Origin of the sequence: Achromobacter sp. MFA1 R4 (genome assembly GCF_900156745.1) — a bacterium.
In the GTDB taxonomy this organism is placed as follows: Bacteria; Pseudomonadota; Gammaproteobacteria; order Burkholderiales; family Burkholderiaceae_B; genus Achromobacter.
Genome location: NZ_LT707065.1, coordinates 5,964,527 through 5,982,597 on the forward strand (window position 1 = coordinate 5,964,527; position 18,071 = coordinate 5,982,597).

The following is an 18,071-nucleotide window of genomic DNA, read 5'->3' on the forward strand; positions in this document are numbered from 1 at the left end:
TCTTGCGGGGTGAACGACACCCCCAAGGAAACCCGCATGACCACGCCCGCTTCGCGCCCCATCGCCGCCACCATCGCCGCCGTCGTGCGGGACGGCCACGTGCTGCTGGTGCGCCGCGCCAACCCGCCCGACCAGGACCGCTGGGCATTCCCGGGCGGCAAGATCGACGCGGGAGAAACCTTGCAGGCCGCCGCCGCGCGGGAATTGCGGGAAGAAACCGGCGTGACGGCCGAACCGCTGCACGTCTTTGACGCCGTCGACGTGTTCGACCGCGACGAGGCGGGCGCCCTGCGCCGCCACTTCATCCTGATTGCGGTGCTGTGCCGCTGGCAATCCGGCGAACCGGTCGCGGGCGACGATGCGCGCGATGCGCGCTGGGTGCCCCTGGCCGACCTGGACGCCCATGCGCTGGCGACCAGCTTCGGCGTGGCGGAACTGGCGCACAAGGCAGCGGACCTGATGAGGGAAAGCCTGCCAGGGGAATGACGCACTATCAGTGCCAGGCTGCCAAAGCATCACTTGGCGTCGCCCGAACTCTCAACCAGACTCAACGCCCGCCGCGCCGCCGATTCTCTGGCGCACGCCCCGGGCGCAACGCCCAGCGGTGCGCATTGGCCAGCAATTGCACCCGCACCTCTGGCGGATAGTCTTCCACGGTCGTAAAGGCCGGCACCGGCTTGCCCGGCTGCCCGGCCTCGCGGATGATGCGCGGCCAACGGGGACGCCAGCACAGCAGCAGCGATGCCCAGTGCGACAAACCGAGGATGACGAAGGCCGGCGAGATCAGCAGGCAACCCAGCCATACGACAGGGCCGCTGTTACGCAGGAATGGCCCCAGGGCGTCGAACTGCGCGGTAAAGGCAGGCCACGGCAAGGGCAGTTGCGAGCTGATGCGCGGTTTCTCGACAGCCTGGACGCCGCCCTCATCCATGTAGCGCCGGATGAATTCCCATTCGGATTGCAGGTCCGATAGACGACTGCTTTGCCTGCCAATGAAGACCAATGTGGGAAAGGGCAAGTCTGTGCTGTCGCCGGGAAACCAGCCCATCGTGAGGCTGAATCCGGCGACTTCCTCTGTAAGCACCCCGTCCCAAGGCAGGACAAGGATGCCGCCGCAACTTGCCGGTCGATGAAGAAAGACCTGGCGCGTCATTCGGTTGAAGCGGATGAGCAGATGACGCGATGTCAGAAGTTCCAAGCGACTGAAGCGGAACGCATATTTGAAGTACAGCCAGAGCGCGCCCCCCGTAAGGCTGGTTCCAACCAGAAACATGAACAGGTCGCCGCTGGAAAGTGCTCGGCCATACACGGTTCCCGAACCGGAAATGACCGCCCAGACAAGTCTTCCATCAAAATCGATCCATGAACCAACAAGGAAGAACATCACCACTATCGTAAGGAGCGAAATGAATCCCCTTTTGTCCTCCATGCCGCCGCAGCGCAGTTCCAGGTATGTGTCGTTGCATGCATAGACAGGCCCCCTGGATTTGGCATGCTTGAACCGCTTTGCCGCCTGGCGCGCCCGGTCTTCCACGATGCTGTCCTCATAGGCGGGCTGGATGATTGGCGTCGCCGGATTCTTATACTCATCCAGGTTCTTCCTGAACCAAGAATCGGATTTCAGGCAACTTAACCACATGATCCACTCTGCGACGTACATCAGATAACCTCCGACAACGCGCCTTACAAGGCGCCCAGTTCTTGTGGCGCATCATCAAACGCCTTTTCATCCTTGAATTTCGGACCGCGATAGAGTGTGCGCTTGCACCATTTTTCTAAGGCGTCGTCATCAAAGATCACAATGACCGCAGTAACGGCGATCGTTATCAACGTTCCACGAAGCAACACCCGCCTCAAGAAGAGCATCACCGCTCTTTGGGCCAACAGCGCCGAGATTCGAGCGAATAGGTTGAAGAAGGTGCCAAATTTGCTCAGCATCGCACGCTCGGCCAGTATCTTGAACATGGGGCTCGCAGCCGCAATTGCCAAACTGGCTTGACTGGCTGTCATCGCAGCTGCCGCAAAAAAGCGAATCCGGTATGCGACGCCGAGTACAGTGCGATCGACCTTGAACGCCGCCGTACCATCCCTCCACTCGTGAATCAGCAGCACCACGCTGCCCGCCGTTGCCAACACCCCTCCCCACAACTTCAACCTCCCCAAAAACACCGTCGCACCCACTCCCGTCGTACTCGCGGCCCCGAAGTGCCGCAGCACTAATTCCGTGCCGCAGGCCAGCACCTCCATCCCGGCCGCGCCCGCCGCCAAGACCGCGGCGGCCAGCTCCGCGCGTTGCCTGTCATCCTTCGGCAGGCTGCGCATCCTCAAACTGAGCAGCCCCGCCTCCAGCAACAGCAGCCAGCCGCTGGCGCGCACCTTGTAGAACTCGCTCGAACGCGCGTCCACCAGTTCTGTCGCAAAGGCGAGTTGGACGTTCCTATTGATCTGCCCGCGCATGGTCGCCCGATCGGCGCTGCGGCCGACGGCCTGCAATTCCTCAAGGCGAAGGTTGACTGCGCCCTTGCCGATGCTGGCGGCCAGCCAGGCGCGGGTGGCGCCGTGGACGAACCACTCTCCCCCTTTTGGCGCGTGGCGCAGCGTCTGGCGGCCCAGGCTGCTGTACCAGGCCAGGATGCCGCCGGACAATCCCGCTCGGCCGGCTCTCTCCAGCTCTTCAAACACCCCGTTGGCCTTGTCAAAAAGCTCTGCAAGCGTCTTTGCCTTTTCCAGGCCCGTCTTCGTGTACTGGTAGATGGCTTCGGCATCGATGGGGAACGGTTGGGACCGGGCCGCTTCCAGCGTGCGATGCATCTCGGCCAGAATGGTCTTCTGGTTCAACCCGAAACTGCGCAGGGCCAGGTTATTGCGGTCTTGCGGGCGGCCCTGCCACCACTGCTGGATGAGGTCGGCGCTGCTCTCGCACCCTTCCGCGCCAAACACGCACAGCCCGGTCTGGCCCGCAAACTGCCAGCCATTTGCCAGGTCTGCATCGTCATAGACCTCCAACCCGTCCAGCAATTGCGCGCTTTGCAGCCATGCCTCATAGGGCCGCGCACGCCGTTCGGCTTCCGTCTGGGCGGCCTGGCACCGCGCTTCAAAATCCGCCAGCGCCGCCTTCATGGCGCCCACCTGCAGGGCGGCTTGCGGATCCGGTGGCGTGACGTATTTGCTTTCGAAACGATTGCGGTATTCGCCGCTGTCGAGCTTGGCCTGGACGCGCGCCCGTATCGTCGCTTCATAGGCGCGCACGTGCTGCGCGGCCGCCTCGTCCCAGCGCCTCTGCTCCTCATCATTGAGAATCCAGTTGCGCGCCTGGGCCATCTCGGGATTGAACACCTTGTCCCGTTCGATCTCGATGTAGTGCTGCGCCTCCAGCGCGGCAGACTTTTCTTCGAACTGGCGCCTGACGTCCTCGAACGCCTGCGCCACCAGGATCTTGCGCTCGTTGCTGATGCCCTTGTTCGCCGCCCCTTTGTTCAGGTGGGCCCGCAACTTCTCCACGGCCTCGTTGCGCCAGGCATTGAGTTGCTGGGTAATGCCGATGGGATCGTGCAAGACGATCGCGGCGCCGCGGGCGCGCGTCCGCGTTTCTTTCAGGTCCGACGCGATCAGTTGCGGCGCGTGGTGGTAATCCGGATCGGCGTAAAGCTGGTTGGCAAGCACCGGCGCCAGATGCTTGTTGGCTGCGGCGATGTCCTCGGCGACGCTGCTGGCGGGCGTTGCGGTATCCAGCACATCCGCGGCGAACGAACAGCTCTTGGCGATCTCGCGGATGTCGAAGGCCTGGAGCTTGTTGCGCAGCGCGTCGGTATCGCGCAGCTTGTCCAGCATGCGTTCGGTCAAGGGATCAGGCGTGAACAGCAGGCGCGCTTCGTCGATGGCTTCGGGCGCCTTGAACAGGAGGGTCCAGGCGCCAAGCCCGAGCAGACGGCTCTGGTCCGGCGCATAGGGCAGAGTCGGCGCGTAGGGCCAGATTGGCGAGAACACCCCCGTCCCCGTGGCGCGCCATGCGCTCTCGCACGTCCACTTTCCGAAGCGCTTGATGAACGCGTACAGGTAGCCCTGACGCATGGCGCGCACCGCGTATCGCACACCCGCCGCTTCCAGCGGGGGCAGTCCCCGGCCAAGGTTGGCGGGAAGATCCGGCGTCAGGGCGGCAAGGGCTTGCGGGTCATCGCTGGTCACCACGGCATAGCGCAGCGGCAGGAGGGCGACTTCGGATTTGCAGTCGACGCAGGGGCTCGCGGGCTCGTCCCGGCGGGTGCTGCGCGCGATATCGAGTGCCTGTGATAGCAGTTGGTCGAGGGAAATCGGCTTCATGACCGCGCCCCCCGGTCTTGGGGTGTCGAAAGCCGGGCAAGCGATTCATGCAGCGGCTCGTGCAGCGATTCATGCAGCGACTCGGCGCCGGCGACGGCGCCAACGGCAAAAGAAAAGCGCGGATCGGATAGGGCATGCACGCGGCGCTCCTGCATCGGCGGCCCTGTGCGTCAGCATCCGCGTCCGGGCCATGTGGGGAATGAGCATCCACTGCCGCGCGCGGGCGTACGCGATATTCGCCTCTGACAGCAATGGACGTCCAAGAACTTGGGTCCAGATCGTGCATGCCAGATTCTGCCGCGTACATAAGAAGGTTCTTATTTACGCTTGCGATACTGATGGGCAGGAGCTGGGTAGCGCCGACCCGGTATCGGCCGTCGCCATCTTGCCTGGCCGTCCGCGCCGCGCAACGAAACCGCCGGGACGATGCGTTAAGGTGTAGCCCCACACCCCTTGTCACATCATTCCTGGAGTACCGAATGACCGGATTGTTCATCGTGGTGGCGGCGCTGGCGTTTCTGATGCTGGCGGCGTATCGAGGCTATAGCGTGATCCTGTGCGCGCCCATTGCAGCCATGGGCGCGGTGCTGCTGACGGACCCGTCGGCACTGGCGCCCGTGTTCTCGGGCATCTTCATGGAGCGCATGGCGGGCTTTGCCAAGCTCTATTTCCCCGTGTTCCTGCTGGGCGCCGTGTTCGGCAAGCTCATCGAGCTGTCGGGCTTTTCGCGCGCCATCGTGCGGGCCGTGCTGCGCCTGATCGGCGCCGAGCGCGCGATCGTCGCCATCGTGCTGGTGTGCGCGGTGCTGACCTATGGCGGCGTATCGCTGTTCGTCGTGGTGTTCGCGGTGTACCCGTTTGCCGCGGAGATGTTCCGCCAGGGCGGCATTCCCAAGCGCCTGATGCCCGGCGCGATTGCGCTGGGCGCCTTCACCTTCACCATGACGGCGCTGCCCGGCACGCCCCAGATCCAGAACATCATCCCCACGACGTTCTTCGAGACCACGACCTGGGCCGCTCCCTGGCTGGGCCTGATCGGCTCGGCGTTCACGCTGTGCGCCGGCATCGCCTACCTGGAATGGCGCCGCAAGCGCGCCGCCGCGGCCGGCGAAACCTACGGCACGGACCTGCGCAACGAGCCCGCGACGCCGACCGGCGAACGCGACCATCATCCGTTGATCGCGCTGCTGCCGCTGGTGGTGGTGGGCGTGATGAACTTCCTGCTGACGCGCTGGATTCCGGGGTGGTATCCGGCGGGCTCGGAAGTCGTCCTGCCCGGCCTGCCCAAGCCCCTGCCCGTCAACGCGGACGAGCAGGTGGCGCTGTGGGCCGTCATGGGCGCGTTGATCGCGGGGATCGTCACCATCCTGCTGTTTTCGTTCCGGGCCATCAAGTCGCATTTCGCCGAAGGCAGCAAAAGCGCCGTGTCGGGCGCGCTGCTGGCCTCCATGAACACCGCGGCCGAGTACGGTTTCGGCGGCGTCATCGCGGCGCTGCCGGGCTTTCTGCTGGTGGCCCAGGCGCTCAAGGCCATCCCCGATCCGCTGGTGGGCGAAGCCGTGGCGGTGACGACGCTGGCCGGCATCACGGGCTCGGCCTCGGGCGGCATGAGCATCGCGCTGGCCGCGATGTCGCAGACCTTCATCGACGGCGCGCTGGCGGCCGGCATTCCCATGGAGGTGCTGCACCGCGTGGCAGCCATGGCGAGCGGCGGGATGGACACGCTGCCGCACAACGGGGCGGTCATCACGCTGCTGGCCGTCACTGGCCTGACGCACCGCCAGTCCTACGGCGACATCTTCGCCATCACGCTGATATCGACCCTGTCGGTGTTCGTGGTGATCGGCGTCTTCTACCTGACCGGCATCGTCTGATCGAAAGCGGCGGCGAAGACGCCCGCCAGCCACTGTGTGAAAACGCGCACCCGCGCCGACACCTGCCGGTTCTGGGGATACAGCACCGATACCGGCATGGGCGCGGGCGGCGCGTGGGGCAGCACGATCCGCAGATGCCCCGCCGCCAGTTCGCGCTCGATCCGGTAGCGCGGCACCTGCGCCAGTCCCAGCCCCGCCAGCGCGGCGCTGGTGTAGAGTTCGGCGCCCGTCACGCTGACGACCGAACGCGGGCGCACCTGCACGCTGCGGCCCTCCACCATGAAATCCAGCGGCACGGCGCGGCCCGTGGCGCTGGACACGTAATCCACGGCCCGGTGCCGCTCCAGGTCCTGCAGGCTGGCGGGCACGCCATGGCGCGCCAGGTAGGCGGGACTGGCCACCGTCACCTGCGGCATCTGGGCGATTTGCCGGCCGGCCAGGGTGGAATCCTGCAGGACGCCCGCGCGCAGCACGCAATCCACGCCTTCCCGGACCAGGTCCACCAGCCGGTCGTCTTCGCCCAGGTGCAGCACGATGTCGGGATAGCGCTGCAGGAAGTCCGGCAGCCCCGGCATCACGAAGAACCGGGCAAGCGTGCCCTGCGCGTTGACCCGCAACAGGCCCTTGGGCGCGGTGTCGAGAAAGGCGCCGTCGGCTTCTTCCAGGTCGGCCAGCAGGCGTACGCAGCGCTGGTAATGCGCCTCGCCGTCGTGCGTCAGGCGCACCTGCCGCGTCGTGCGATCGAGCAGGCGCGCGCCCAGCCGGGCCTCCATGCGCTTGATCAGGTTGGTCACCGTGGCCCGCGGAATGCGCAGGTCCTCCGACGCCTTGGAAAAACTGCCGCGCTCCGCGATGCGCACGAACACCTGCATTTCCTGGAAGCGATCCATGCCTATTGCCGCCCGTTGTCCATGGTCTGTGGTCTGAAATCTGAGGTGTGGGGCCTGAGATCCGGAGCCGTAGATCCGGGGTCGTAGATCCGATCCCATTGTTAAAGCAAATGAAATTATCTTAGCAAAGTAAAGGTAATTATCTTTGCTCAGGAATAGTCGATCATACGTCCCACCCCTTTTCGACGGAGAGTTTCCATGAACGACCAAGCCCCCCAGCGCGTTGCCCTCGTCACCGGCGGATCGCGCGGCATCGGCGCCGCCATTGTGCGGCGCCTGGCAAACGACGGCTTTGCCGTCGCCATCAACTGCGCCGCGAGCGAAGCCGAGGCGCAGGCCCTGGCCGCCGAGATCCGCCAGGCCGGCGGACGCGCCCTGCCCGTGCGCGCCGACGTATCCAAAACGGCCGAGGTCCGCGCCCTGTTCGACGCCGTGCTGGCCGAATTCGGCCGGATCGATGTGCTGGTCAACAGCGCCGGCGTCCTGCAGGTGCTGCCGCTGGCCGAGACCAGCGACGAGCTCTATGACAGGACCTTCGACATCAACACGCGCGGCACCTTCAATACGATGCGCGAAGCCGCCACGCGATTGGCCGATGGCGGCAGCATCGTCAATGTGTCCAGCACCACTGTCGCGCTCAACCTGCCCGGCTACTCGGTCTACATCGCCAGCAAAGCCGCGGTGGAAAGCCTGACGCAGGTCTTCGCCAAGGAACTGCGCGGGCGCCAGATCCGCGTCAACGCGGTGGCGCCCGGCCCGGTCGCCACCGAGCTCTTCTTCAAGGGCAAGAGCCCCGAGCTCATCGAGCACTACGCCAAGATGCCGCCCCTGGAACGCCTGGGCCAGCCGGATGATATTGCGGGGATCGTCTCGTTCCTGGCGGGGCCGGACAGCGGCTGGGTCAACGGGCAGATCGTGCGCGCCAACGGCGGCGTGGCCTGAGCAGGTGGCCCGCGACGCGGCCTGGCCTATTTGGGCATCGCGTAGCCCAGGTCGCGCAGGTATTTGGTGACGACGGGCTGCCACTTCTGCGGTGAACGGGTAAACAGCAGATGGCCGTTGTTGCCATCGGGCCCCATCCCCATGAAGGTGGCGGCACCGCCCGCGGCGTTGTAGGCGTCCACCCACCGGGTGGGCCAGTCCGCACCCCAGAAGAGGTCGTTCTCGGCGTAGATCCAGAGCGTGGGCAGGCGGGAAGTCTTGCCATTGGCCGCAAAGGTCTGCTGCAGCCGTTCGGGTCCGCAGGGTTGGCCCGGCGACTTGGCGTCCCCGCCCGCGCCCCCCGCGAAGTTGATGGCGGTACTGACGCCGGGCGGATTCTGCGCCGCCAATGCGATGACGGCGGCCCCGCCCACCGACTGGCCCACCAGCACCACGCGCGAGGGCTCCACGGCCGGGTGTTGCTGCAGCGCCTTGACCACCTGGCCGATCTGGCTGGCGACCCGGTCGAACATCGGCGTGAACTGCCGGTCGTCGCAAGGTCCGCTGTCTTCCAGGTCGGGGCCGCCCGTTTCTCCATAGCCCAGCCGCTGCGGCACGGCGACCACGAAGCCGGCGTCGGTAAAGAATTTGACCGCCTGCGGATACGGCGTGCGGTTCATCTTCGCCCGCTCTGCCGCGCTCGCGCCCCGGCCATGGTTGAGGACCAGCAGCGGATGCTTGCCCGCCGCCGCGGGCACATGCACGCTCACCACCAATTCCCCCGTGACGACGCCGCTGTCCGTGGGCACCGATACGGGCACCTTCTGCACGCTTGTGCCGCCGCCCGTACCCGTTGATGTGGACGCACAAGCCGTAACCAGCCCGGCCAGGCAGACAAGCGCGAATCGTTCGAGCATGTTCATGTCGTTCCACCTTCTGGATAGGACCACCGTTCAGGGTGCGCAACACGTTACGCCCTCCATCTGGCCTGGACCAGTCGCACGCGCACGGGTGCGGACGGACGATTTCACGGCCCGCGCGGCGCGCTGGGACCGCAGACGCAACGCAGACCCCTCATCCCTACGCATGAACGCGGCGCCCTTGCCGGCTGCGCGCGGCATCGCCCGGAACGCCGCGGATTTGCTTGCCCCCCTCATCCGTTCTACCCATGCGGCCATCCCCTGATGGGGTGAGGCGTCACCGCCAGTTTTGAATTTTTTGAATTGCGCGACCCGGACTTTGATTTACGGAAAAGTCTGGCCAGTTGGACGAGGTTTGCATGAGACGGACTCCGTAAGCCGTGGTTTAGCCTGACCCGGCAGTACTCCGACTCACCTTGATCGATTGGACGAAAGCAATGAATCAACTCATTCATCCGGACTGCCACCCCTTTACCGCAGCAGGCAATCTGAAGCAGATCTCCGCGTTCTACGAGGAGGGACGCCGTGTCATGTGGATGATGCTGCGCGCGCAACCGCGCCCGTGCTTTAACCATGAACTGATCGACGAGATCATGACCCTGGCGCGCGCCGCCAAGGATTCCGGCCTGCCCATCGACTTCTGGGTCACGGGCTCGCTGGTGCCGCAGATCTACAACGTCGGCGGCGACCTGAATTTCTTCGCCGAGGCCATCCGCACCGGCAAGCGCGAAGCGCTGCGGGCCTATGCCCGCGCCTGCGTCGACTGCGTGCACGCCGCGACGCGCGGCTTTGACACCGGCGCCATTTCGCTGGCCATGATCGAAGGCACCGCGCTGGGCGGCGGCTTCGAGGCCGCGCTGGCCCACCACTTCGTGCTGGCGCAGAACAATGCGCGCATGGGCTTTCCCGAGATGGCGTTCAACCTGTTCCCCGGCATGGGCGGCTATTCGCTGGTCGCGCGCCGCTCGGGCATGAAGCTGGCCGAAGAGCTGATCGGCACGGGCGAATCGCACACCGCCGAGTGGTTCCACGGCCGGGGCCTGGTGGACGTGCTGTTCGAACCGGGCGAGGCCTACAAGGCCACCCGCACCTTCATCGACGTGATGCGGCCCAAGCTCAACGGCATGCGCGCCATGCTGCGCGCCCGCCAGCGCGTGCTGAGCCTGACGCGCTCGGAGCTGATGGACATCACCGAGGATTGGGTGGAGGCTGCGTTCTCCATCGACCCGAAGGACCGCGCCTACATGGAGCGGCTGGTGATGGCGCAAAACCGCCGCACGGCGAGCAGTTCGGAGGCCTCCGAAGTGGCGACCATGCACTGATCCGGCGAGGCATCGCCGGTTGCATCACGCGATGAGATGCAGCCGGCGGCGCTTGGCCAGCCAGGCGGTGAACTCCTCCGCGGGCATCGGCTTGGCGTACAGATAGCCCTGCTTGGCGTCCACGCCCAGGGTGTCCAGGAAAGCCGTTTCTTCCTGGGTCTCCACGCCCTCGGCGATGACCTTGAGCTCGAGCGTGCGCGCCACCGCGACGATGGCGCGCGCCAGCGCCTGCGACACCGGGTTCTCGTTCACGCCGCGAACGAAGCTGGCGTCGAGCTTGATCGCGTCCAGCGGAATGCGCGCAAGCTGCGACAGCGACGAGTAGCCGGTGCCGAAGTCGTCCAGGTGGACGCGGGCGCCGAGCTGGCGGAACTGCTTGATCAGTTCGATGGCGGCGTCTTCATCGTCGATCAGGCAGCTTTCGGTCAGTTCGATGTCGAGCAGGCAGGGATCGAGGTTCGCATCGTTGATGGCCCGCATGAAATCGCTGACCACGCCCTTGTCGTCGAGCTGGCGGGCGGACATGTTGATGGCGATGCGCAGATTCAGGCCATCGCGCTTCCAGGCCGCCGCCTGCCGGGCGGCTTCGCGCATGACCCAGACGCCCAGCGGCGAGATGAGGCCCGATTCTTCGGCGTAGGGGATGAAGGTGTCGGGGCCCACCATGCCGCGCTCCGGCGAGCGCCAGCGCACCAGAGCTTCCACGCCGTCGACCTCGCCCGTGCGGCCCACCAGCTTGGGCTGGTAGTAGAGCATCAGGTGGTTCTCGGCCAGCGCCTTGCGCAGATTGGTGTCCAGCCATACGTAGTCCGCGTTGCGGCGGTCCATCTCGCTCTGGAACACGCGGTACGTGTGGCGGCCCGCTTCCTTGGCGACATACATGGCGATGTCGGCGCTGCGCACCACGCTATCCAGGTCGGCCCCGTGGTCGGGATACATCGCAATGCCGATGGAGCAACTGGTGTAGACCTCGATGAGGCCCTGGCGGAAGGGCTCGCGCAACCGTTCGATGATGCGCTGCGCGGTGGCCTCGAGCTGCCAGGCCTGGGCCTCTTCCTGCAGGACGATGAATTCGTCGCCGCCCAGGCGGGCCAGGGTCTGGCCTTCGGACAGGCAGTTCGAAATGGCGACCGCCACCGCCTTGAGCAGCCGGTCGCCGAAGCCGTGGCCGTAGTGGTCGTTGATGCGCTTGAAATTGTCCAGGTCCAGGAACAGCACCCCGCCGCGCCCTTCCTTGCCGGCCGCCAGCGCGCCCTTGAGCCGCGAGGTAATCGCGTGGCGGTTGGGCAGGTTGGTCAGCATGTCGGTGTTGGCGAGCACGCGCAGGCGCTCCTGCGCCTGGCGTTCCTCGGTGATGTCGGTGCCCGAGCAGATCAGGTAGACCCGCTTTTCGCCGCTGCCGCTGGTGACGAACTTGTTGCGGAACAGGAACAGGCGCGGCCCCTTGACCGTGTTGATGGTGCGCTCGACCTCGTACGACTGGCCCCGCTTGTAGAACTCGGCGATATTGCGGCGCGACGCGACGGCCTCTTCGCGCGTCATGAACATATCGAAGACGCTGCGGCCCACGATGTCCTGTTCGCGCTTGCCGGTGTATTCCTCGCAGAGCTTGTTGAAGCGCTGCACGCGGCCGTTTTGGTCCACGATGGCGATGACCGAATTGGCTTCGGACACGACCGTTTCCGCGAACGACAGGCCTTCGACGAGGTCCTTGGCGACGGAATCGGTGTCGGTGTAGGCGGACGCGGTGCCGGCCCATTCGTTGGGGTTGATCTTGCGGCCGACCAGGTGCAGATGCAGCAGGTCGCCATACAGCATGATGTCGATGCGCACGCTGGACGTGATGCCCGTCAGGCTGCGCACCGCATCGGCCTGGTCCGGCCGCAGGGCCATCGCGATATTGGTGGCGCCTTTGACCGCGGCGAGCTCAATGGCATCGCTATCGGCGGACAAGCGCCAATAAGGGCTATACGTACCGAAATGCGTATGCAGGATCGACTTTTCGTCCTGGTTCTCAGTCATTGGTATCCCCCCCGCCGTCCTAAGGCCCGCAAAGCACATTACGGGCTACTGAATTTGGGGTCAACCACCTCCGCGGTACGTTCCGAGGCGATTATTGCGATTTATTGCATAGCGGTCGGCCCGGGTATTGCAACTCTCTGAAATACAGGATTTATCCCGGCGCGCGGACGGCGGACGGGGAACCGATTATTTCGGTTCTTTTCCGTTGCCATAAAAACGACAACGCCGGAAATCCGTGTCGGATCTCCGGCGCAAGGTGGAAATGGCGCGCAACGCGCCGGACGGGGCGGCTTACTCGCCCTTGACGCCGGCTTCGTCGATCACCTTGGTCCAGCGGGCCACCTCGGCCGACACGCGCGCGCCGGCGTCGGCGGGCGTGGTCCAGGTGGCGACGGCGCCCTGGTTCAGCAGCGATGCCTTCACCTCGGGCTTGGCCAGGATCTTCTTGAGCTCGGCGTTGAGCCGCTCGATGACCGGCGCGGGGGTGTTGGCGGGCGCCACGATGCCGAACATCGAGCTGACCTCGAAGTCCTTCAGGCCGGCTTCGGCCGCGGTGGGCACGTCGGGCAGCGCATCGACGCGCTGCGGCGAGGTCACCGCCAGCGCGCGCAGCTTGCCGGCCTTGATGTTGGCCTGCGCCGCAGGCACGGTCTCGATCATGCTGAGCACCTGTCCGCCCATCAGGTCGGTCATCGCGGGGCCGCTGCCCTTGTAGGGCACGTGCAGGATGTCGACGCCCGCGGTGCGCTTGAACATTTCGCCGGCCAGATGCTGCGGCGAACCGTTGCCGGCCGAGGCCATGGTCACGTAGCCGGGCTTGGACTTGGCCAGCGCGATGAATTCGGACAGCGTCTTGGCCTGCACCGAGGGATTCACCACGAATACCAGCGGCACCGTGCCCACGATGGCCACCGGCGCGAAGCTCTTTTCCACGTCGTAGGTGACGCGGCCGCGGTACAGCGCCGCGTTGATGGAGTGGCTGGTCAGCGCACCCATCAGCAGCGTGTAGCCGTCGGGCTGGGCCTTGGCCACCTGGTCGGCGCCGATGTTGCCGGCGGCGCCGGCCCGGTTCTCGACCACCACGGTCTGGCCCAGCGCGCCGGTCAGTTCCTGCGCGAGCACGCGGCCGATCACGTCGGTGGCGCCCCCGGGCGGATACGGCACGATGAGGCGCACGGGCTTGTCGGGATAGGCGTCGGCGGACAACGCCGGGGCGGACATGCCGGCGCACAGGGCCAGCAGGGAAAAGAGCACGGCGCGGCGCGGCCGCAGACGCAGGTCTGACATATCAGTCTCTCCAGCCGGGATGGGTATAGGAATGATCGGACGCCCGGTTCGTCAACCGCGCCAGTGTAGGGGGCCAAGCTTGATTGAAGAATCGCCATTTTTCTATCGACTGATCTTCCAGGCAGATCAATCCCAACCCGCTGGATAAACCGCTTGCGGGCCTCGCCACGGGCTGGATATGATGTCGGCCCAGGATTATCAATAATATTATCGGGACTGAAAATGACGGACGAGACCAAGGGCGGCAAGCCCGCCAAGGGCCCCTTTGACAGCGACGGCGCCACCGCGCAGGGCGTCGCCCGCGGGCTCACGAACTACGGCGACAAGGGCTTTTCGCTGTTCCTGCGCAAGGCCTTCATCAAGGGCGCCGGCCTGTCGGACGACGCGCTGGCCCGTCCCATCATCGGCATCGTCAACACCGGCAGCAGCTACAACCCCTGCCACGGCAACGCCCCGCAGCTCATCGAGGCGGTCAAGCGCGGCGTCATGCTGGCGGGCGGCCTGCCGATGGACTTCCCGACCATCTCGGTGCACGAAAGCTTCTCGCAGCCCACCAGCATGTACCTGCGCAACCTGATGTCCATGGACACCGAGGAGATGATCCGCGCGCAGCCCATGGACGCGGTCGTGCTGATCGGCGGCTGCGACAAGACCGTGCCGGCGCAACTGATGGGCGCCGCCTCGGCCGGCGTGCCCGCCATCCAGCTCGTCACCGGCTCGATGCTGACCGGCTCGCACCGCGGCGAGCGCGTGGGCGCCTGCACCGACTGCCGCCGCTACTGGGGCCGCTACCGCGCCGAGGAAATCGACGCCGTCGAGATCGCCGACGTCAACAACCAGCTCGTCGCCAGCGTGGGCACCTGTTCCGTGATGGGCACGGCCAGCACCATGGCCTGCATCACCGAGGCCCTGGGCATGATGGTGGCGGGCGGCGCGTCCGCCCCGGCCGTCACCGCCGACCGCGTGCGCGTGGCCGAGCGCACCGGCGCCACGGCCGTCGCCATGGCGGCGTCGCGCCTGACGCCCGACCGCATCCTGACCGGCAAATCCATCGAGAACGCCCTGCGCGTGCTGCTCGCCATCGGCGGATCCACCAACGGCATCGTCCACCTGACCGCCATCGCCGGCCGCCTGGGCATCGACATCGACCTGGCGGGCCTGGACCGCATCAGCCGCGAGACGCCCGTGCTGGTCGACCTGAAGCCCTCGGGCCAGCACTATATGGAAGACTTCCACGACGCGGGCGGCATGCCTGCCCTGCTGCGCGAGCTGCGCCCCTTCCTGCACCTGGACGCGCTGACGGTATCCGGCCGCACGCTGGGCGAAGAACTGGACGACGCGCCCCCGCCTTTCAAGCAGGACGTCATCCGCACCGCCGCCGCACCCATCTATCCGGTGGGCGGCCTGGCCGTGCTGCGCGGCAACCTGGCCCCCGGCGGCGCCATCATCAAGCAGTCGGCGGCCAATCCCGACCTGATGGAGCACGAAGGCCGCGCCGTGGTGTTCGAGGACGCCGAGGACATGGCGCGCCGCATCGACGACGACGCGCTGGACGTGACCGCCGACGATATCCTGGTGCTCAAGCGCATCGGACCCACCGGCGCGCCGGGCATGCCCGAAGCGGGCTACATGCCCATTCCCAAGAAGCTGGCGCGCGCCGGCGTCAAGGACATGGTGCGGATCTCGGACGGCCGCATGAGCGGCACCGCGGCCGGCACCATCGTGCTGCACGTGACGCCCGAGGCCGCCATCGGCGGACCGCTGGCCTACGTGCAGAATGGCGACCGCATCCGCCTGTCGGTGGCCCGGCGCGAGATCGCGCTGCTGGTCGATGACGCCGAACTGGCCCGCCGCGCCGCCGCCCAGCCCATTACCCGGCCCGCCGCCGACCGTGGCTACCGCAAGCTGTTCCTGCAGTCCGTGACGCAGGCCGACCAGGGCGTCGACTTCGACTTCCTGCGCGCGGGCGTCACGCACGACACCGTTCCCAAGAAGTAAGCCATTTTCAGTAAGCCATTCTCGACACGCCCTGCCTAGCCATGAACGCCATCACGCCCGCCGCCCTGCAGGAACCCGCCGCCGACGCCGTCCAGGCGGCCGTGGCCGCGCTGGAAGAAGACATCGTCTTCGGCCGGCTGCACCCCCGCGAACGCCTGACCGAAGACGAGCTCATGGCCCGCTTCGGCATGAAGCGGCATGCGGTGCGCCAGGTGCTGGTCGACCTGGAACTGCTGGGCGTGGTCGAGAAGAAGCGCAATGTCGGCGCGGTGGTGCGCGCGTTTTCGGTGCGCGAGGTGATGGAGTTGTACGCGCTGCGCGAAGTGCTGGAAGTGCACGCCGCCCGCCAGATGCCGCTGCCCGTGCCCGAAGCGCGGCTGGCCGCGCTGGTGGCGGTGCAGCGCGAGCACGACGCGGCGGTGGCCGCGGGCGACGCGCGCCGCGTGTTCCGCAGCAACCAGCGCTTTCACCGCGAATTCTTCGGGCTGCTGGACAACGCGGTGCTGGGCCAGGCCATCGAGGAATACGCGCGCCGCACCCACCCGATCCGCTTCGGCTCGCTGGTGACGGCGGGCCATCGCGAACGCGCGCGCCAGGAGCACTGGACGATGATCCAGGCCTTGCGCGACGGCGACCGGCAGGCGCTGATGACGGTCTGCCGCGACCACCTGATCCCCTCGCGCGACGCCTATCTGGCGTCGCAGCAGGCGTACGCCCAGACCCACGGGGCGACCCTCGCCGCCAGCGCCGCCTTCTGACATCGGCGCAACACCGCGCGCCCGCGCCGGCAACAATTTGACAAGACCCGCCCCGAATCGGTAATAATAACAATTACTATTTCCCGTAATTCGCATGAGCAGTTGGCCCGCCTCGGCCTGCGAGGCGCCGGCGGCTTGATCAAAAGGTTGGATCTTGAGTACGCCGGGATGCGCCTTCCCCTCCTCCATCGAAACGCTCTATAGCGACCACCACTCGTGGCTGCGCGGCTGGTTGCGCCGTCGCCTGGGCAACGCCGACCAGGCCGAAGACCTGGCCCACGACACCTTCATCCGCCTCTTGAGCAGCGAACGCGTCCCGGCCACGCTGGCCGAACCGCGCGCCTTCCTCACCACCGTGGCCCAGCATCTCGTGTCCAACCACTGGCGCCGCGAAAAGCTGGAGCGCGCGTACCTCGAGGCGCTGGCCCAGGCGCCGCAGGCGGTGTACTGGTCGCCCGAAGACCGGGCCATCGTGCTGGAAACGCTGCTGGAGCTGGACCGCCTGCTCGACGGCCTGCCGGCCCTGGTGCGGCGCGCCTTCCTGCTGTCGCAACTGGAGGGGCGCACCCATGCCCAGGTGGCCGAGACGCTGGGCATCTCCATCCCCACGGTCAAGCGTTACCTCGTCAAGGCCCTGCAGCGCTGCTGCTTTGCCGACCTTTCCTTTACCGGATGACCCGCATGGCCGCCTCGCCCTGGTACCGGACCACGCGCGATGCCGGCGCCCTGTCGCCCGCCGTGGCGCAACGCGCGCTGGAATGGCTGGTGGAACTGCAGGGCGACGCGGTCGCGCCGGAGACGGTGCGCGAATGGGCGTCCTGGCGCGCCGCGCACCCGGACCATGAACGGGCCTGGCTGCGCATCGAATCCGTCCAGGGCACGCTGCAGCCGCTCGCCGGCGCGGCCGGCGCCGCCATCGCGCAGGCCGCGCTTGCCGCGCCTGCCTGTGCGCAGCGCCGCCGCGCGCTGAAGGCCATGAGCGTCCTGGCGATCACGAGCGGCGCGGCGTGGGGCGTCGGCCAGGTCACGCCCTGGCGCGAATGGACAGCGGACCACCGCAGCGCCGTGGGCGAACGCCGCCGCCTGACCCTGCCGGACGGCACGCGCGTCGTGCTGAACACGGACAGCGCCATCGACGTGCGCTACGACGCCCTGCAACGCCGCGTGGCGCTCATCGCGGGCGAGATCCTGATCGCGACCGCGCCCGACACGGCCGCGCCGGCGCGCCCCTTCCTCGTCGAAACCCCCCATGGCACGGCGCGCGCGCTGGGCACCGAATACACCGTGCGGCTGCTGGGCGCATCGACCGAGGTCAGCGTCTTCCAGGGCGCGGTCCAGATCCAGCCGCGCAACGGCGCCAACCCCGGACTGACCCTGCAGGCGGGCCTGCGCGCGCACTATTGGGCGCGCGGCGTCGACCAGCCGGCCGCGGCCGAGGAAAACCAGATCGCCTGGAAGGACGGCTTCATCGTCGCGCGCGGCATGCGGCTCGATGACTTCATCGCCGAGCTGGGACGGTATTGCCGGGACACGCTCAGTTGCGATGCCGCCATCTCGGGTCTTCGGCTGTCGGGCTCGTTTCCCGTCAACGACGTGGACAAGGTGCTGGCCGCGCTCAGCGCCACCCTGAACATCCGCGTGCAAGCGGAAACCCGCCTGTGGCGCGGGCGGCGCCTGCACCTGATCGCCGGACCCGAGGCGGCACGCCCATCGGCACTGTTACAAAAAAGCTGATCCGTTTTGCGATCTGGGGGGTCAT

14 protein-coding genes are annotated in these 18,071 nt (G+C 66.7%); 8 read left to right on the plus strand and 6 right to left on the minus strand.

Translation table 11 applies throughout. The features are described from left to right. The first annotated feature begins 36 nt into the window (after positions 1-36). On the plus strand, positions 37-486 hold the full coding sequence (locus tag BXA00_RS27285) for an NUDIX hydrolase (RefSeq protein ID WP_076521497.1): 450 nt from the start codon (positions 37-39) through the stop codon (positions 484-486). A 61-nt stretch (positions 487-547) separates the two neighbouring features. On the opposite strand, the gene BXA00_RS27290 is transcribed toward BXA00_RS27285, so the two are convergent. Beyond that, the gene (locus BXA00_RS27290; RefSeq protein WP_076521499.1) at positions 548-1,660 is read right to left on the minus strand and encodes a hypothetical protein; all 1,113 of its coding nucleotides are present in this window, start codon (positions 1,658-1,660) and stop codon (positions 548-550) included. 23 nt (positions 1,661-1,683) lie between these two features. Beyond that, positions 1,684-4,320, minus strand: a complete 2,637-nt coding sequence (locus BXA00_RS27295) for a T6SS effector BTH_I2691 family protein (protein WP_076521500.1) — start codon at positions 4,318-4,320, stop codon at positions 1,684-1,686. A gap of 479 nt (positions 4,321-4,799) precedes the next feature. Here BXA00_RS27295 and BXA00_RS27300 point away from each other — a divergent pair, with 479 nt between their 5' ends. Continuing rightward, positions 4,800-6,194, plus strand: a complete 1,395-nt coding sequence (locus BXA00_RS27300) for a GntP family permease (protein ID WP_076521501.1) — start codon at positions 4,800-4,802, stop codon at positions 6,192-6,194. On the opposite strand, the gene BXA00_RS27305 is transcribed toward BXA00_RS27300, so the two are convergent. Beyond that, complete coding sequence (locus tag BXA00_RS27305; protein WP_076521502.1) at positions 6,173-7,084, minus strand: LysR family transcriptional regulator; 912 nt, start codon at positions 7,082-7,084, stop codon at positions 6,173-6,175. The genes BXA00_RS27300 and BXA00_RS27305 overlap by 22 nt on opposite strands. Positions 7,085-7,282: 198 nt before the next feature. On the opposite strand from BXA00_RS27305, the gene BXA00_RS27310 reads away from it, so the two are divergent. Continuing rightward, positions 7,283-8,026, plus strand: coding sequence for an SDR family oxidoreductase (locus BXA00_RS27310; protein ID WP_076521504.1), 744 nt, complete (start codon positions 7,283-7,285; stop codon positions 8,024-8,026). A gap of 26 nt (positions 8,027-8,052) precedes the next feature. Here the strand turns inward: BXA00_RS27310 and BXA00_RS27315 are convergent, their stop codons facing one another. Then, the gene (locus BXA00_RS27315; protein WP_172805892.1) at positions 8,053-8,922 is read right to left on the minus strand and encodes a dienelactone hydrolase family protein; all 870 of its coding nucleotides are present in this window, start codon (positions 8,920-8,922) and stop codon (positions 8,053-8,055) included. Between the two features lie 440 nt (positions 8,923-9,362). On the opposite strand from BXA00_RS27315, the gene BXA00_RS27320 reads away from it, so the two are divergent. Then, positions 9,363-10,247, plus strand: coding sequence for a crotonase/enoyl-CoA hydratase family protein (locus BXA00_RS27320; RefSeq protein WP_076521505.1), 885 nt, complete (start codon positions 9,363-9,365; stop codon positions 10,245-10,247). A gap of 24 nt (positions 10,248-10,271) precedes the next feature. Here BXA00_RS27320 and pdeR read toward each other — a convergent pair whose 3' ends face one another. Together pdeR and BXA00_RS27330 are read right to left on the minus strand one after the other, a co-directional pair. Further along, positions 10,272-12,269: a cyclic di-GMP phosphodiesterase gene (pdeR, locus tag BXA00_RS27325; RefSeq protein ID WP_076521506.1), complete on the minus strand. Its 1,998-nt coding sequence runs from the start codon at positions 12,267-12,269 to the stop codon at positions 10,272-10,274. Between the two features lie 291 nt (positions 12,270-12,560). Beyond that, entirely contained in the window at positions 12,561-13,556 is a 996-nt protein-coding gene (locus tag BXA00_RS27330) for a tripartite tricarboxylate transporter substrate binding protein (RefSeq protein WP_076521507.1), read from the minus strand. Positions 13,557-13,778: 222 nt separating this feature from the next. Between BXA00_RS27330 and BXA00_RS27335 the strand changes: the two genes are divergently transcribed. From BXA00_RS27335 to BXA00_RS27350, 4 genes are all read left to right on the plus strand, one after another. Continuing rightward, entirely contained in the window at positions 13,779-15,554 is a 1,776-nt protein-coding gene (locus BXA00_RS27335; RefSeq protein ID WP_076521508.1) for an IlvD/Edd family dehydratase, read from the plus strand. Positions 15,555-15,595: 41 nt separating this feature from the next. Further along, positions 15,596-16,312, plus strand: a complete 717-nt coding sequence (locus BXA00_RS27340) for a GntR family transcriptional regulator (protein WP_076521510.1) — start codon at positions 15,596-15,598, stop codon at positions 16,310-16,312. A 154-nt stretch (positions 16,313-16,466) separates the two neighbouring features. Further along, positions 16,467-16,988 carry a sigma-70 family RNA polymerase sigma factor gene (locus tag BXA00_RS27345; protein ID WP_076521511.1) on the plus strand — a complete coding sequence of 174 codons (522 nt, stop codon included), beginning with the start codon at positions 16,467-16,469 and terminating at the stop codon, positions 16,986-16,988. 5 nt (positions 16,989-16,993) lie between these two features. After that, positions 16,994-18,046: a FecR domain-containing protein gene (locus BXA00_RS27350; RefSeq protein WP_076521513.1), complete on the plus strand. Its 1,053-nt coding sequence runs from the start codon at positions 16,994-16,996 to the stop codon at positions 18,044-18,046. The last annotated feature ends 25 nt before the right edge of the window (positions 18,047-18,071 follow it).